The organism is Acidicapsa acidisoli, from assembly GCF_025685625.1.
In the GTDB taxonomy this organism is placed as follows: domain Bacteria; phylum Acidobacteriota; class Terriglobia; order Terriglobales; family Acidobacteriaceae; genus Acidicapsa; species Acidicapsa acidisoli.
Window position 1 is genome coordinate 888,775 of sequence record NZ_JAGSYI010000001.1, and the last position, 16,670, is coordinate 905,444.

The 16,670-nt window shown below is 56.3% G+C and carries 13 protein-coding genes and 1 tRNA gene; 5 read left to right on the plus strand and 9 right to left on the minus strand.

Annotated elements, in window-relative coordinates:
• Positions 1–81 precede the first annotated feature (81 nt).
• The 6 genes from pdxR to OHL23_RS03680 all read right to left on the minus strand — a co-directional run bounded on the left by pdxR (position 82) and on the right by OHL23_RS03680 (position 10,861).
• Positions 82–1,722 (minus strand): MocR-like pyridoxine biosynthesis transcription factor PdxR, encoded by a 1,641-nt coding sequence (gene pdxR, locus OHL23_RS03655; protein WP_263350412.1) that lies wholly within the window; start codon positions 1,720–1,722, stop codon positions 82–84.
• Positions 1,723–1,980: 258 nt separating this feature from the next.
• A complete protein-coding gene (locus tag OHL23_RS03660) occupies positions 1,981–2,766 on the minus strand; it encodes a DUF1223 domain-containing protein (RefSeq protein ID WP_263350413.1) in 786 nt (261 codons plus the stop codon).
• Between the two features lie 121 nt (positions 2,767–2,887).
• Entirely contained in the window at positions 2,888–6,460 is a 3,573-nt protein-coding gene (locus tag OHL23_RS03665) for a TonB-dependent receptor (RefSeq protein WP_263350414.1), read from the minus strand.
• Positions 6,461–7,251: 791 nt separating this feature from the next.
• Positions 7,252–9,204: a glutamine--fructose-6-phosphate transaminase (isomerizing) gene (glmS, locus tag OHL23_RS03670; protein WP_263350415.1), complete on the minus strand. Its 1,953-nt coding sequence runs from the start codon at positions 9,202–9,204 to the stop codon at positions 7,252–7,254.
• A gap of 51 nt (positions 9,205–9,255) precedes the next feature.
• Positions 9,256–10,233, minus strand: coding sequence for an HPP family protein (locus tag OHL23_RS03675; protein ID WP_263350416.1), 978 nt, complete (start codon positions 10,231–10,233; stop codon positions 9,256–9,258).
• A 19-nt stretch (positions 10,234–10,252) separates the two neighbouring features.
• Positions 10,253–10,861: a YkgB family protein gene (locus OHL23_RS03680; protein WP_263350417.1), complete on the minus strand. Its 609-nt coding sequence runs from the start codon at positions 10,859–10,861 to the stop codon at positions 10,253–10,255.
• 113 nt (positions 10,862–10,974) lie between these two features.
• Between OHL23_RS03680 and OHL23_RS03685 the strand changes: the two genes are divergently transcribed.
• Complete coding sequence (locus OHL23_RS03685; RefSeq protein WP_263350418.1) at positions 10,975–11,829, plus strand: AraC family transcriptional regulator; 855 nt, start codon at positions 10,975–10,977, stop codon at positions 11,827–11,829.
• Positions 11,830–11,840: 11 nt separating this feature from the next.
• Here OHL23_RS03685 and OHL23_RS03690 read toward each other — a convergent pair whose 3' ends face one another.
• Positions 11,841–12,254 (minus strand): hypothetical protein, encoded by a 414-nt coding sequence (locus OHL23_RS03690; protein WP_263350419.1) that lies wholly within the window; start codon positions 12,252–12,254, stop codon positions 11,841–11,843.
• A 5-nt stretch (positions 12,255–12,259) separates the two neighbouring features.
• On the minus strand, positions 12,260–12,505 hold the full coding sequence (gene purS, locus OHL23_RS03695) for a phosphoribosylformylglycinamidine synthase subunit PurS (protein ID WP_263350420.1): 246 nt from the start codon (positions 12,503–12,505) through the stop codon (positions 12,260–12,262).
• Positions 12,506–12,619: 114 nt separating this feature from the next.
• Here purS and OHL23_RS03700 point away from each other — a divergent pair, with 114 nt between their 5' ends.
• On the plus strand, positions 12,620–13,165 hold the full coding sequence (locus OHL23_RS03700) for an inorganic diphosphatase (protein WP_263350421.1): 546 nt from the start codon (positions 12,620–12,622) through the stop codon (positions 13,163–13,165).
• Between the two features lie 114 nt (positions 13,166–13,279).
• Here the strand turns inward: OHL23_RS03700 and OHL23_RS03705 are convergent, their stop codons facing one another.
• Positions 13,280–14,644, minus strand: a complete 1,365-nt coding sequence (locus tag OHL23_RS03705) for an APC family permease (protein ID WP_317891647.1) — start codon at positions 14,642–14,644, stop codon at positions 13,280–13,282.
• 276 nt (positions 14,645–14,920) lie between these two features.
• Here OHL23_RS03705 and OHL23_RS03710 point away from each other — a divergent pair.
• The 3 genes from OHL23_RS03710 (at position 14,921) to OHL23_RS03720 (ending at position 16,487) form a co-directional block, all read left to right on the plus strand.
• A tRNA-Ser gene (locus OHL23_RS03710) sits at positions 14,921–15,013 on the plus strand.
• A gap of 278 nt (positions 15,014–15,291) precedes the next feature.
• Complete coding sequence (locus OHL23_RS03715) at positions 15,292–15,555, plus strand: DUF6602 domain-containing protein (protein WP_263350422.1); 264 nt, start codon at positions 15,292–15,294, stop codon at positions 15,553–15,555.
• Positions 15,556–16,166: 611 nt separating this feature from the next.
• Positions 16,167–16,487 (plus strand): hypothetical protein, encoded by a 321-nt coding sequence (locus OHL23_RS03720; RefSeq protein ID WP_263350423.1) that lies wholly within the window; start codon positions 16,167–16,169, stop codon positions 16,485–16,487.
• The last annotated feature ends 183 nt before the right edge of the window (positions 16,488–16,670 follow it).

A 16,670-nucleotide genomic window follows, 5' to 3' on the forward strand; every position in this document is an offset into this window, starting at 1 on the left:
GGCACAGGGTGTCTTGAATACAAGGAATACTGGAGACGAGTTTCTCTTCTTACCGACGTCCGAGTGGGGCCGAATCAGTTGTCAATTGACCAGCACGGAGCGTAGTTGACGAACGGCCCGTGGTATCTCGTTCGTCGTTGTACTCCCAAAACCCAGGATGAAACCTTGACGAACCCGCCGGCCAAAGTAAGAAGGAGACAATGGGAACAGCCACAGCTTGTTCTGGGCCGCTCTCGCCGCGATCTCTCGATCGCGAAGCCCATTTGCCAATGTGACCGTCAAGTGCATACCGGCCTCGCTTCCGTGTACTTCCAGGAGATCGCTGCATTCGTTCCGAAGGCTTTCGGTAAGCACTTTTCGCCGTTCGCTATATAGTTGCCGCATTTTTCGGATATGCCGGCCAAAGTGTCCCATGTTCATAAAGTCTGCAAGCACTTCCTGATAAAGATAAGGTGGAAAAATGTCCATGGCAAAGCGGACTGCAACGAAGCGCTCCACAAGGTCAGGCGGAATCACGATATATCCGATTCGCATTGAAGGAAACAGGACCTTACTGAATGTCCCTATATAGATCACGCGAGAATTCGCATCCAATCCCTGCAATGACGCGATGGGCTGACTGTCATAGCGATACTCGCTGTCATAGTCATCCTCAATGACCCAGGCTCCCGAACTCTGCGCCCAATTGAGAAGCTGAAGTCGCCGCGAGGCGCTCATTGTCGAACCAAGCGGATATTGATGGGAGGGAGTTACAAAGACGGCACGCGCCTTGTGATATAGCTCAAGCCCTGCCGACACATTCAGGCCTTCGCTGTCCACGGGAACTGGTATGAGGCGGCAGCCCGCCGCTATGAGTACCGTTCGCTCCAGACTGTATCCGGGCTCCTCGACCCACACGGCACTACCCTGGTCGAGAAGAACGCGTGCGGTGATATCCAGCGCCTGCTGGGAACCGGAAACAATCATGATCTGATTTGGCTCGCACTTAACTGCTCGGGCAGTGCGGAGATAGTTGCAGATAGCGTCACGAAACCGTTCGGAACCAAGTGGGTCGATGTGATGAAGGATGTTGGCACGGGGATTTTTGCTGTGGTGAGTTACAAGGCCAGACCAAATCTGAAACGGGAACTGATCAATTGCCGGCTGGTGCACACCAAACGCGCCGTAGCCACGCGTCGTTGCACTGCTGTCGAAGCCGGGGAAGAGCAAGGAGCGGCGTGCTATCGGCCGCGGCCCGGAATGAGTTTGAGCCGGTATAACGACGGGCTTTTGCACTGACATCAATTGCTCTGGCAAAGAGCTGGACACATAAGTCCCTGCACATGCCCGGCTCTCAAAATACCCTTCGGCCAGAAGCTGAGCATATGCATTGAGGACAGGGAAACGAGATACCTTGATTTCGAGTGCAAGCTCACGGCTTGATGGTATCTGTTGTCCAGGACGAATGTCGCCCCGAAGGATTGCTGCACGGTATGCATCGTAGATCTGCTTGTGCAGTGGCGCGGCCGCTTTTCTATCAACGACGATGATGGGCGATATTCCGGCACAGGGAGGTCTCATAGTTACATTATTCTGGCTATTACAATATACGCTCATCTGGATATGGTTACTGACCAGACGCCGCCGGATACTGGATAAGTCAAAAGCTTCATGACCATAGACGCAGACAAAACCAGAGTCGCCTGCGACCTGAGTATATTCGTGAAGATTGTCGTGCTTCACCTAGTGAAGATTGATCGAATCATTGATTGAATTAGGGCCAAAATGCCACAAGTTATTTCGATGGCGGATAGCTATTGCTGTTCCAAAATTTGATGCATGCGCCCAGCGTTTTGTATTTCTTGCAGCGACGGGTTCTTACCTTCCTAACCTGTCGCTCTTTTTTTTGGGGGGGGCGCGAATTCGCGAACCTATGGGTAAACATTGTCCATCAGCCATGTGCAGTTGTTTAGAGGCAACTTGTTGCGGCATGTACCAGCCTTACTGGCGCGTGGGACTGCTTTCATGCAGCGCGGCCCCAAGCACAACTCCGAGATTAGGCTCCTGCACGAAAACGACCAACCTGAGATTTCCGGGATCGATGCCCGGTTTCAGATTTGCTTGAAAATCTTTGCTGAAGGGTCTTCCCTTCTCCAGTTTGCCTACTTTGATCAGTTCTTGCGCAACGGCTACATGTGTGAGCCGATGGCCACCGTTTTCTCCATGCAATACCTGAGACTCCGCGTGATCGAGCGCAAGTGCCGCATAGATATCTGCATTGCGTTTTTGTGACGTTCCATCAACCTCTATATGAGCTCGGAGAACAGCCGGTGCGCTCCCGTCAACTGTCATTGCGCTGATTGTTACAGGAACCTGCGGAGCCTTCACCGCATTCAGCAGCACCTGGCTCACCTGCTGTGAGTCACTCAATTTCAATACACTTGTTCCGTCGACGATCACTTGCGGCGTGTACGGGGAATTCAGTCCGAGGGCGCGAACATAGCCGTTCTGACGATCTGTGAACAATTGTGAGGAGTACGGGTCTTTCCAGCCGTCATGATTCCAGTAGTCTACGTGCTCGCTGAGTACGATCGCCTGCGCTCCTGCAATGGGTTGAGTCGAGTCAAGTTTCTGCAACCAGATATCCGCAGGAGGGCAACTGGAGCAACCTTCTGAAGTAAACAATTCGACCAGAATCGGCTTTGCAGAGTTCGGTGCATCGAGGCCTTGCGTCAGTTCAGCACCGTTTATCCATGCGAGGATGGCGAGAAGGGCAAGCAGTTTCATGGTTCATTCACCGTTGATGCGTTGTTGATTTCCGCGTCTCTGGCAGATGCATCCTTAACGAGGAAAGAAAAATAAGACGCCGCTGGCGTTTCACCGGCGGCGCCCTATGGTTGCGATCAGATTAGAACACGAACTTTCCGCCGAGTTCAAGGACACGCGGATCCCAGGTGCTGGTGGCTGTTCCATAGTTGCTGCCACCCGTGCTGGTCCCGATGTTATTGAATTCAGTGTGATTGAAAGTGTTGAATGACTCTGCACGAAATTCGAAATGAGCGCGCTCGGTAACCGCGAATGACTTGTAGAGCGAGGTCGTGAAGTTGACTCGGCCAGGACCGACGAAAGTATCTCTTCTTCCGTCACCAAAGCCCAGATTCGGACCGCCAAGGTAGCCCGGTGTGGGAGCTGCCTGAGGATCGGCCCCGCCGTCGGTTGCTGGAGTGCTGAACCAGTCGCCTACCTTGTGGTGATAATTGATCTTGCTCACAATGTTGGCACGGTTGGTGTAAGTTCCGCCCAGTGCGACGGGGTCTGTCACTCCCCCAAACCCGGCCGCGGCGGGAAGACCAGTCTCGGTGATAAACGTGCCGGCGATTTCCCATCCCCCGAGAACAGAGTGAACCAAACCGGGGCCCTTCGCGAAGATTGGAAGCTTGTAAATGTAGTTGGCCTGCAGTATCTGACGCCGGTCGTACCCGCTGCCCCCCTTATCGTACTTGAGGTTCCATGGGTTGCTGATCTGGGTAAGGTCCGTGTCGGTCAGATCGATGTTGTGCGAGTAGGTGTAGTCCAACTCACCGCTGAGTCCCCATTTGTTCTGAGCGCGAAGGCCCGTCTGGAACCCGTTGTAGGTTGAGTTGGTTGTGTTCTCCTCCTGGAGGATGTTGCCAAAGCCTTGGTAACTGCGGAGAGCGTTGTTAAGGCCGTAAGTTAGATTTGGCGCGCTACCCAAGCTCAGACCGTTGTAGCCTACCGATGCTTCCCGGAGGACATTGGAAGTAGTGACAGGGAAATTGTTGAGTGGGAGATCGATATTCTGGTGCCAGGCAAGGTTACCAACATACTGGACTACCCAGATCAGAGAAGGCGCCAATTCGTGCTGGACGCCCAGGCTAAACTGGGCTACTGCGGGAGCCTTATATGTGGTGGCCAGAGTCACCAGGCTGGCCGGCAGAATGGGCAGGTTCGTGACGCTCAGACAATTCGCCGGGTTGGCTGTCGTAGTCGCCGAGGTATACGAGCAGTGCGGATTGCTGTAGTAGACGCTGCCTACGTTGGGCACGTACTCGTAGGGCAAGTTGTTGTTGGCAAGATCGTAAATATCGTTGCCCTGCATGCGCTCATAGAAGGTGCCAAAACCGCCGCGAAGAACGGTCTTCCCGGTCCCGGTGAGGTCGTAGGAAAATCCCACTCGTGGTTGCAGGGTGGCGTAGTCATTTGTAACCACGCCGTGTGGGACACCGTTGGTTCCGGGGACTACCATGCCGTTGAGATAGTACGGGGCGGCAAAGCCTGCCGGCGTGCTGACCCCCACGCTGGTGGGATCGATTGCATTGGTCGAAGTCCAGATTGGCGGCGTGTTGATGTATTGGCCAGGCTCGAAATTGGACAATTGGTTATTGCGCTCCCACGCATGTGGCAGTGCGTCGTAGCGAAGCCCGAGTTGCAGGCTCAACCGGGGAGTGACCTTCCAGTTGTCATTTACGTATGCCGAAGGTGTCTGGTTGACGTAGTGCCGAATGGACATGGACTGCGGTTGCGAATAGCCCGTCGAAAGACCTAGCACGAGGCTCATGAACGGATCACCTGAGGTGCCGCCATTGCCGCTCCCTGTCTGGTTCTGGGTGAAACCGAAGTCTCCCGCTGCGTCGTTTTGCAGTTGCTGATTTTTGGTGTAGCGGTTGTAGCTGAAGCCGAACTTCATCGCGTGCTTGCCCCTGGTGTAGGAGAGATCGACCTTGGGCTCGTAGTCTTCCGCGGCGTTGTGCCACGGGCCATATCCGGTTTCTTCGTTGGTTCCGATACCTTTTCCGTTTAATCCGTTTCCGCTACCGCCGACGTTACCGAGGCCTGGAAATTGCCCGGAACCGGAATTGGTGAAGAAGTTTGCGGTTGTCCAGCCGCTTGGAGCAAGGGCGTCAGATGAGTTGGTGATGTTGATGATGTTGCCGTCGTAATTCATGGACGCTTCAACCAGCAGGCTAGGAGAGATTGCTGCGCTGACCTTGATCGCAGCACTGTTTGCGGGGTTGCTAAGCGTGCTACTGATCGTGTTGTAAGATTCGGAGTTCCAGCCAAGGTCGGCATCGGGAAAACCCTGAGAGACGCTGTCATGGATATAGTGTCCGAGGATCTGCCATTTGTCATTGACCTTGTGATCGATGCGAACAATTTCCTCAGAGACCGTAATGGGATTGCTTTCCGATGAGATGCTGTTGTCGGTAGAGGCCTGGGCGACCTTCGGGATCAACGGCGACTGAAGGTAAAGGATCGCATTGCTGTCAAACAATGAGGAGGGGATGATCTGGTTAGGGAACGGCTGTCCTCGATAGCCTGACAGACCAGCTGCGGCCAACTTAGCCGCGAATGCCGGATCCGGGACCTGCGCTACAGTCGGCACAACAATGACCTGATTGGGCGCATATGCGGGCGCAATGTAATGCAGATCTGTCCCCGCAACCGGGCGATCCGCGTCTGGAATTGTCGGTTGAACATTTGGCTGGCTGCCCTGAATAATGCGGCGCCATTCCTGGTTGTAAAAGAAGAAGGTCTTTTGCTTGCTCTGGTTGTAAACATGTGGGATAAACAGCGGCCCTCCCGCATTGCCGCCAAAGATATTCTGCCGCAGCTTGGCAACAGGGGAATGGGCGCCGTTGTATTTGTTGAAGAAGTTGTTGGCGTCGAAGTCGTCGTTTCGAACAAAGTCGTATGCTTCGCCGTGGAACTTCTCGGAGCCGCTCTTAAGAGCGAGGCTCATGGTTGCGCCGGAAGAGATGCCGTAGTCCGGAGGATAGTTGCTGGCCAGCACTTCAAACTGCGCAATCGCATCCATCGACGGCATGATGTCCATACCGCCCGCACCGCCGCGATCATCGGCTTCACCGCCGTCGATAAGCCAGATGTTGTGGCTCTGTCGCAGGCCGTTGACGCTGATGCCAAAGTCGGATGCCACCGATGTTGGCGTGTTATTGTCTGGCAGCATTGAGCTGACACCCAGGCCGAGCGCAGCCAGGGCGGCGAAGTTGCGGTTTTCTGTTGCGATCTCTGTGACCTGCTCGCCACTGATCAGAGTGCTGACCGTGTTAGATTCCGACTGCACTTGAAGTGCGTCTGCGGTTACGTCGACATTGACCGTCTCGGCGCCGATAGTCAGCTTTACATCATGCGCGAGGGTCTGAGAAATGTTCAACGTGAGACCTGCGGCAGTGTAGCTCTCGAAGCCCTTAGCTGTTGTCTTGAGGGTGTAGACGCCAACGTTGAGTCCAGGGAAAGAATACCCGCCTGTACCGTTGCTGACAGTGTTGTAGGCAAAGCCGGTTTCGGTCTGCGTGAGTGTCAGGTTTGCGCCCGGCACGGCAGCTCCGGTCTGGTCCGTAACGGTGCCGATAATCTCGGAGTTTTGCTGCGCCATTGCTGAAGCGCATGCAAACACCAGGAATAGCGGCAAGAGAAGCAACCTATATTTTGTGTGCATCATTTGGCCATCCTTTTGAAAGTTGATGCTGGTTCTGTTGCTGTTTTTGTTTTCGCTTTCCCAACTTTCGGCATAAGCGTTTTCATGAGTCTCGATTTCATGGCTCGTGCAATCAGCATGTCGATCGGAGACTCACCGAATATGCCTTTACTCGCTGTGAACGCGATAAATAGGGTTGACTGAAAGAGGTTGAAGCGCTTCTATTTCGCACACTCGCTTTTTCGCGCGCGCACGATAGCAGCGCCGTTGACAGAGCTTTGTTGCAAGCGGGATGGGCGTGACGGTACCTCATCAAGACACCGCGCCCGCGCGCCACGAAATGCTGAGTCATTTCGGTACGCGACAACTCATGGATCCTCGATCATGAACCTTCGGTCATGAATCTTCGGCGCGGAGAGACTCGGGACTCGGGCCGCTCCCGAACGCAACAGCACAAGAACCATTTATCCCCCTCGCTGCGGTCGGCAGCAATAGCCAGATTTTGGTTTTTGTCATAGCCAGGCATGCTGGCTTAAGAGGCGGCTGGAACGAATTGTGGGTGGATTTGAAGATGGAGGAACTGTCTTCCGGTCCGCATTTCGACCGGAAGGTCATCATCCTATGTGTGTGCTGGTAACCGGGTTGGACGCACGCCGGCCAGGTTGGCCAGAATCGGTCCGCACGTCGTTATCAGGCATGATCTGCAATCGCCAGCAAATAGATATAGACAGAAACACCGATGAAAATTAGCGGGAATTATCCATTCAGTTATCTGCAACAACAGTCTCTCCAGGTGCGCTGCAGTTTTCTTGCAACTACTCGACGGTGACGGACTTGGCGAGATTGCGCGGCTGGTCCACGTCGCAGCCGCGGCGAACGGCGATGTGGTAAGCGAGCAGCTGCAGTGGAACAATCTCAAGCAGCGGCAGCAGCAGCTCCGGTGCTTTCGGGATGGAGATGACGTGCTCTACGAGCTGCGCTATATCCTCCTGGCCCTCCACCGCGATGGCGATCACGCGGCCGGAGCGGGCCGTGACTTCCTGCACATTTGACAGCGTCTTTTCGTAACGGAGGCGCGAGCCCGAGTCGGTGTGATCCTGCGTAGCGAGCACGACGACCGGCAGCGTCTCGTCGATGAGAGCGTTGGGTCCGTGCTTCATTTCGCCTGCGGGGTAGCCCTCGGCGTGAATGTAGGAGATTTCCTTGAGCTTGAGCGCGCCTTCGAGGGCGATGGGGAAATGGATGCCTCGGCCCAGGTAGAGAAAGTCGCGCGCGTGGGAGAAGCTGCGCGCCAGCTCTTCGCATTGAGCGGAGATGCGCTTGAGCATCTCTTCGATCTTGGTTGGGATACGGCTGAGTTCTTCTACCAGCGCCATCGACTCGGCTGTGGTCAACTGTCCCCGGACCTGGGCTAGATGCAGGGCAAAGAGGAACAACGCCGTGATCTGCGAGGTAAAAGCCTTTGTGGAGGCAACGCCGATCTCAGGGCCAGCGTGGGTGTAGATGGTGCCGCTGGCGTCGCGCGTGATCATGGCTCCGACGACGTTGCAGATGGCGACGGTCTTTGAGCCGAGGGCGATCATCTCGCGCTGGGCCGCGAGGGTGTCAGCGGTTTCGCCGGACTGGGTGATGAGCAGGCCCAGCGCGTTCGGGTCGGCGATGGGGCCGCGGTATCGGTATTCGCTGGCGTAATCGACCTCGACGGGCAGCCGGGCGAGGCGTTCGATGATGTATTTGCCGGCGAGCGCGGCGTGCCAGCTTGTGCCGCAGGCGGCGATGTTGATGCTGGTAGCCTGTGCGAGATCTTCGGGTTTGAGGCCCATTTCTGCGAGAAAGACCTGGCCGGAGTCGAGCGAGATACGGCCCAGGGTGGTGTCCCGAATGGCGCGCGGCTGCTCCCATATCTCCTTGAGCATAAAGTGCTTGTAGCCGCCTTTTTCCGCCTGGATCGGATCCCAGAGGATGCGCTGGGGCTTGACCGGTAAGGACTTGCCCTCGAAGTCCGTGATTTGAACGCCGCCTAGTGTGAGGATCGCCATTTCGCCGTCATTGAGGAAGACGATGTTGCGTGTGTGGTGCAGGATGCCGGGGACGTCGGAGGCGACGAAGTACTCGCCCTCGCCGATGCCGAGGACGACTGGCGGCCCGAAACGGGCGGCGATGATCTTGTCCGGCTCAAGCGAGGACAGGACGCCGAGCGCGAAGGCACCGGTGAGGCGCTTGACGGCCTGGCGGACGGCTGCTTCGAGGGGGATTGTGGGAACCCACCCTTGGCCCACAGAACGGTCAAAGGATGGGGCACCCGCAGTCTCTGAGTGCGCGGAACTTTCTTTTTGAAGCGAACTTTCTTTTTGAATCTGTTCGATCAGGTGGGCGATGATCTCGGTGTCGGTCTCGGTAACGAAGACGTGACCCTGGGCGGTTAATTCCCTCTTCAGTTCCAGATAGTTCTCGACGATCCCGTTGTGAACTACGACGATGCGTCCGGTGCAGTCGCGATGCGGGTGGGCATTTTCTTCTGTGGGGCGACCGTGCGTGGCCCAGCGGGTGTGGCCGATGCCGTATGTGCCGTGCAGCGGGTGGTCGCGCAGCACCTGTTCTATATTTCTCAGCTTACCGGGAGCGCGGCGCACAGAAAGCGTCGCTTGGCCCTCGGTGCCCACGGCAATGCCCGCTGAGTCGTATCCGCGATACTCCAGACGCCGCAAGCCTTCGAGAATGACAGGGACTACTTCTTTTGAGCCGACATAACCGACGATTCCGCACATAGTTGGATTGTAGAACCCGACACCCGCTGAAATTATCGTTGATTCTCTGGCTTAGGCCTCTTCTGCTGCTACCGTGGCATAGGAACGCTGAAAGGATCGCCGCGCCCAGAAGCACAACACCAGCACAACTGTGCCGATGCCTACGGACACGGGATACCAGATGTTCGGGGCGGTCATGACGAAGGGTAGCAAGCCAACGGCTAGTGCAGGCGGCATATGCACTCGGAAGGCCCTCAGCACCGCGATTGAGCAAAGAGTGGTCAGCATGACGGCCAGAGAACTCGCCTGGAAGGCTTGATCGGCGAGGACTCCGATCAATGCCGTAAGAAAGCAGACGATGGGAAAGAAAATGGGACAGGCCATCCAGCCTGGCACCTCGGGATGTCCGAAGATTTCGTAGGCCATTACAACGAGCGGCGGAAAGAGGATGAAACGCAGGCCTGTGATTTGCGCGGCTGCTCCCAGGACAAGCACGAACGCGAGCAAGCTCAGAACCCAGAAGCGGCTATGAGGATAGGCTTCGAGAGCGTCCACCACTTCCGAGTGGCGCGCCGAACTGCCGGATGATGCTTCGACGCGAGGGCCCCAGCGTTTGAAAGCCAGCAATAGAACCACAAGACCGACGAGGCCGGCGCAGATCGAAACAGGATACAACCAGCTCTTTTCGCCCAGCACCATCGGCAACACCCCGGCGGAGATCGCCGGGCCGATTGCTGATCGGAGCAGCTTGATTACAGCCAGCGCGAGCAGCGCTATCACCGCACTGGCAACCGCGCCGTAGCTCGCGTGGCGGGTAATAAACAGGCCAACGATTGCTGTCATTGTCGGCGTCAGAATCAACCGCCATGGCTGGCTTGCCCATTTCCCGCCGGGACGAGTCATCACGTCATGCGACAGGGCCGCAAGTTCCGGGAAAAGAAGCAGATTTATCCCGGTGATGTGCGCAGCCAGCGCGATGATTCCCATGTAAGCGATCACCAGCGCTTCCGCTGTGAGAGTCGCAGTATGCCTTCTTTGTATAGTTTCCATCTGAATCCGAGCCGCTGATTTAATTCGTGCGCTGCAGGTACGCCTTGGCCGAGTCAGCCAGTGTGACAAAGGCAGCGCCGAGCATGATGACGTCCTTCACGATCAAGCGGCCCGCGCCGGAGAGATACGGGAACCCGTGAGTTGAGTCACCGAGAGCGGGTACCCAGGCCTCAGGCGTCGTCACGAGAAAGGACAAAGTCGTACACGCCATCAGAATGAGCAGAAAGCTGCCGACCGCAGCCACCTGTGGCAGGCGCGGATGAAGAGCGATGAGAATACCTATGGACACGATCACGATTCCAAGACCGTAAGAAACGGGGTAGGTTCCGTTGGTCTCATGCCATTGATGGTTTGCGGCGTTCAGCACACCTTCCTTGTTCATGTGCGCGCGGTACTCGGGCGCAGGGTGGTGGTAGACATAGCTCATCAATGGGCTGTTCGCCACCAAAGGCACAATGCCATCTGCCTCGTAGTTGGCGAACTTCAGACCGCCAATCCAGACCAGTACAATGACCAGCGCGAGGCGCAGGAGGCCCATTCCAAACCGGTCCAGCGATGCTGCTGCCCGGTAAATGCGCCGGATTCCGCTAGCTTTGGGCATTGTCGCCGCTTGATACGTTGCGTTCATCAGAAAATCTCCGTTCCATGGGCAGTTTTCGCTTGCCCTCTACAACAATGATCCTGCGATTTTCGAGACGGAGAGCTATCGGGAGTAGCATTGAGATAGCTGAGAGTCTCGATATGGACAGCCTTTCCCCGCTTTTTACACAGTTCACCCTTTCCGCATGCGTCTTTTTCTCGGGCCGACTCTGTGGCGTCTCCGGCGACCATGCGACGGAAACTGCCGGGCATCTCCATCTGCTGCGGAAGGGAGTACTGACTGTGGAGCGGCCAGACGGCCAGCGGCAGATGCTGACCGAGCCCAGCGTCCTGTTTTATCCGCGCTCTTGCCGCCATCGGCTCTGGGCCGATGAGGCGAGCGGCGCCGAGATTGTGTGCGCCCTTATCGAATTTGGCGCCGAGATGCAGAATCCGCTGGTACGCGGGCTGCCCGAACTGCTGGTTATTCCCTTGAAATCGATGAAAGAGCTTGAGCCGGCTATTGAACTGCTTTTCACGGAAGCTTCGGGAGAGCATCCGGGCCGTCAGGCGGCGATTAACCGGCTTGCGGAGTATGCTGTCGTGCTCATCTTCCGCGCGGCGATGCGGGAGCATCTGATTCACAGCGGAGTACTGATGGGGTTGGCCGATCCCCGGCTGGCCAGGGCCATCGCCGCCATGCACGCGGAGCCCGAACATCCATGGTCACTGGAAGCGCTCGCCGGAAAAGCCGGAATGTCCCGCGCTCGATTCGCAGCGCACTTTCGCCAGGTCGTGGGTGTCACGCCATTCGAATACCTCACAGACTGGCGTATAGGGATAGCTCAGACGCTGCTGAAAAAGGGAAAGCCGCTCAAGATCGTGGCTCCATCAGTCGGCTATGCCAGTTCGATCGCGCTCACGCGCGCATTCTGCCAGCGCGTTGGGCAGTCTCCCACGGAATGGACAATGCAAAATCGGGGAAGAATTAGGCATGCGGGCGCCACAATTGAGTGAGCCGAAGTAAATTAATCTGTCAGGCGGCGCGTGAGCGACCCGAACTGGGCGGCAGGAGCCATCAGGAAAATGGCGATCAGGTGCGTCCAGTGCGAATGATCCGGAGTTGAATACCAGGACCACATGGCAACGACTCCGATGGTCAGGGCGATCGCTGCTCCGATTCCCAGGGCGTTCTTGCGCGAAAACGAAGCCCCGACTGTGGCTCCGATGACTGCGAATACGATGCCGTAGATGGCGGTGAACCACGTGACTGCCGTGGATGCAGGCTTGTCGGGAGGAATACGGCCAACGAGGAACAGCAGAGCGGAGGAGACGGCAGAGATCAGATAGCCGACAATCCAGCCAGCTACACACAGGCCGAACGTCCTAAGAACGGAGGATTCAGCAGGTGGTGCATCCTTTAGGCTGGCCGGATTGGGCATGGAGGCTACTCCTCAATGCGATAGGTGTAATCCTCGATGACGGGGTTGGTCAAGACCTCTTTGGCGACGCGTTCAACCTCTCCGCGAGCGGCTTCCGGGGTCAGCCCTGCGGCAAGAGAAAGCACGAAATACTTGCCCTGACGGACGCTTTCGACGCCGGTGAATTGAATCTTTTTCAGTGCATTTTGGATCGTCTGCCCCTGGGGATCGAGAACAGAAGTCTTCAACGTGACATAGACATGTGCCTTCATTAACCATCATTATAGTAGTTCCGGCGTTGCCGGTGACGGCCTGAGTGCTCGGTGGTTTGTTGAGCAGGCCCGTGGGCCCGAACCCCAACCCGATTGAGGAGAAGTGAGAAAGCAATGATCAATTACCTGGAGTTGCCGGTCGGCGACCGTGCCCCTGAGATCTTTCGAGCAGTTATCGAGATTCCCAAGGACGGGACCAACAAGTTCGAGTACGACAAGGAGTTACACGTCTTCAAGCTCGACCGCAACCTTTATTCCCCAGTTCATTATCCCGGCGATTACGGATTTATTCCCTCAACTTTGAGCGACGACGGCGACCCTCTGGATGTCCTTGTGCTCGTACCGGGACCGAGCTTCCCGGGCTGCGTGCAGGAAGTCCGCCCGATTGGCCTGATGGAGATGCTCGATCAGGGCGTGCTCGACGAAAAGGTACTGGCAGTCGGCAATTCCAATCCCCGCTACAACAACGTCTGGAACTACACAGACATCTACCCGCATATGCTCAAGGAAATCACGCATTTCTTCTCGATCTACAAGGATCTGGAAGGCAAGCGCGTCGAGATCAAAGGCTGGCACGATGCGGCGTATGCCCGGGATCATGTCGTGCGAGCCATGAAGCTCTTTGAAGACACCAAACTGAAAAAGGCGCAGAAGGCCTGATTTAGAGAAATCACAGAATGGGTCTGAAATAGGTCAGAGGCGGAGCGGATAGTTCCGCCTCTGATTTCTTGTTTTCTCCGAAAAATCAGCCGGTCAATCCCGTCTAATTTCCGGTTAATCCGCCGCCGTCTCCTGCAGACGCCGCCGGCTTTGGCTCCATGCTGTGAGCCAGTAGAGAACCGGACCAACCAGCGCGACCAGAAAAGCAAACAGCAACGCGGAGAAGCTGCCCACTCGTTCGTCGCGCGAGGCGTAGAGCGCGTAGCCGATCAGCGCCGTCGGACCCAGCCCCAGAGCGCAGGCAACGGCAAAGTTGCCGGCTTTGAAAGGCCGCTCCAGATTGGGCTCGCGCAGCCGCAGCACGACCAGAGCCACGAATTCCAGGATCAGGCTCGCGCCATACAGCACCAGGTCGATCGAAATCAATCGCTCAAACGGCAGGTTGAGCGCCAGTGCCCAAGCAAGGGCGCAAAGCACCACAGAGACGTAGGGCACTCCGCGGCTGTTGCGCCGGGTCACGAATCTGGGCAGCATTCCATCCTCTGCCATGGCGACGGGCAGACGGGTGTAGCTCATCATGAGCACGTTGAACATGCCGAAGCCGTTGATGGCTCCCCCGGCGACGACCGCTGTCGCCAGCACTGGTCCGCCGATCATGCGCGCCGCGTCTGCCCACGACCCGGTCGAGAAGTTCGCCACCGAAATACCCATCAGAGCGACCGCCGCCAGCGGCAGGATATACGTGACCGCCACCAGCAGCGCTGCAGAAACCATCGCAAGTGGGTAATTGCGCTGTGGGTTTTCCACCTCCTGCGCCACAGTGGAGGCGTTGTCCCACCCCATGTAGTTCCACATGGCGACCAGTATGGCTGTGGAGAGCGAAGCCTCGGTGGACGCTGCGTGCCACTGGATCGCAGGATGAGCTGTAAAGCCATGCCAGAAGCCAAGTGCGATGAAAACCGCGAACGGAGCCAGCAGGAGCACGAAAAGCCCTACCGTGCCCTCGCCAACAGCCGGAGCGCCGCGCAGGTTCCACGCGCAGCAGACGACGACCACCAGCAGCGACCAAAGATAGGCGCGCGGGCCTTCCGTCAGATTGGGATTGAACCGGGCCAGATAACTGACAAAAATCGTCGGGTAAATGGCCATGTCGAAGACGCTTGCCGCAAGTGAGAGCCATCCCTCCTGGTAACCCCAAAAGGAGCCAAGCGCACGCCGGACCCAGACGTAAAAGCCGCCCTCCGCTGGAATCGAGCTGGCCAGTTCGCCGATCATGAGCGTAGTCGGTAAGCTCCACAGGAATGGCAGCAGGACGAGAATCAAAATCGCTTTGGCGAAGCCGGCGCCACCCAGAATGTCTTCAATCCCATACGGTCCGCCCGAGACCATGAAATAGGTCGCCGCGATCAGCGGGATAATACGAAGCTTCCGCCGGACGGGTTTGAGGGCAAAGCGCATGAATGTGAATGTAACAACCAAATGCCCTCTGCCAAAGGAAAAAATCGACCCTGCCGCTTTTTCAATTGGGAGGATCGTTCTGCCTCTCAAATGATGCCGGAAGCGGCGACTGGCGTGCCTGGAAGCAGGTTTTCCATCGGCCATTTGCGCCGCTGGATTGACCATCTTTAGAGGAATTCAGGCTGCCGGTTTCGAACTGCGAATACGATGCCGGTCGGTGCAGGCGGTGCCTTCAACCTGTCGAGATGGTGTCTGCACGGCAGAGATGGCCAGGCTTCGGGTATAATCCGGAGAGTCGGAGAGATGGCCGAGTGGCTGAAGGCGGCGGTTTGCTAAACCGTTGTAGGGTCAAAAGCTCTACCGGGGGTTCGAATCCCCCTCTCTCCGCCAGAACTATACATAAGATCAATTTATTCAATCACTTACATTATGCCTAATCCATCGCTGGCTCCTCGGGAATCTGCTCTTTGTACCTCTCGAGTTGCACATTTGTTGCATATGCGAGCCAAGGTAGCAATTCCATCCTCATAAGAGGTGAACGTTTTGAGCTTGAATACCTGACCCTAGCCGACTTCCCGGTAGTGACCTAGATCGGTTGATTTGCGCTGGAGCAGAGCCACAGAACCGTTCGATCCAGCTGACTGCGAAATCCACAGGAGGAATCAGAAGTGATCAAGAACGTGGCTGCATTGCTTAAAGCTTTCCAGGAAAGAGAGATCGAAGCGATCCAGCGCTCTGGTATCAGTCATGCTCCTACTATCGGGGCGCAATATGAAGGGATGACCGGCTCAGTCCTCAAGATGATGATCCCTCAAGAACTGGAACTTCAGGTTGTTTCGGGCTTTGTCGAAGGCGTGGATGGCACGCTCAGCGGTCAGATTGACGGAATGCTTGTTCGGGGCTCCGGCACTCCGATTCCAGGGATTCAATAGCAGTATAAATGGCCGATCAAAGATGTCCTTGCAGTCCTGGAAGTCAAGAAAACATTATTCGGAAGCGATCTGTCGGACGCGCACGACCAGCTCCAAAGCGTGATGGCACTCTTTTGGGAATATGCAAAGCTTATTAAGCCCTCCGACGGTATTGATATAAGCGCACCTCGGTACGTCTACTCCCAGATCTTAGGCGAGCCCGCGCCGGTAGCGTGAGAGCGATTTTCACACTTGGCTCGACTAACTCCGCGGATGGGCTGAGACCGGACTTTACGGTTGAATCGCATCTTTGTCGATACCTGCCCGGAGATGTCCAAGCTCCAACCCACTCCGAGCGGTTTTAGCGTTGCATATTCGAGTGCGGAACCTATCCGCAGCGCTGCCGTGTCTCGCATACGCAACCCCGGCGCGCCGCAAAGCAACTTCTCAACCCTGAGTTTCTAAAAATGTCCCCTTTCCTCGTTTCCGTCCGCCTTAACTGATAGGAAGCGCTGCCCATCCGCTAAAGCACCGATCCGAAACACGGCAGTTCGATTGAATCTCCTGATTTCATGGGTCTATTAAGACCAGGTATCGGGTCACTGAAAGCAGTAGGTCATAAGGAGGACGCAATGAGCCGTTTGACAGCAATGGCACTCTTCTCCGCACTCACTCTCAACTTGGCTACCGCCGACGCCCAGCAAATGAAGACGATTGTTACGTATACGTCCGGCTACGGCTCCGCTACCGAGACCGATCGAGACTTGGCAATCTCTGAGGCAACCCAAACAGCGCAGAATTGGGCGAACTCAGCCTGTCTGGGTATGGTCACGGATAGCAACGCCTCATCCTCAGCGTGCTCCAAGCTAAGCACCGATGACGACGGCAGCATCATATGGTTCTGCAGCGTTACGGTGAAGGATCGTTGCGAGACAGAATTCCGCGGGAGGTGATCTCTCCCGCAGATCCGTCTCCAGCCGGAAGCTGATGATAACTCACGGGCAGCATTCGCCGAAGGTGGCATTGTAGTCGTGCTGACTTCAACCTTGATCTGATTCGACACATTGATAACGGGGATGCTCACAGCTTTGACTTATCAACAAGCCCAAACCTTCGTGTAAAAGGAGGAAAAAGAA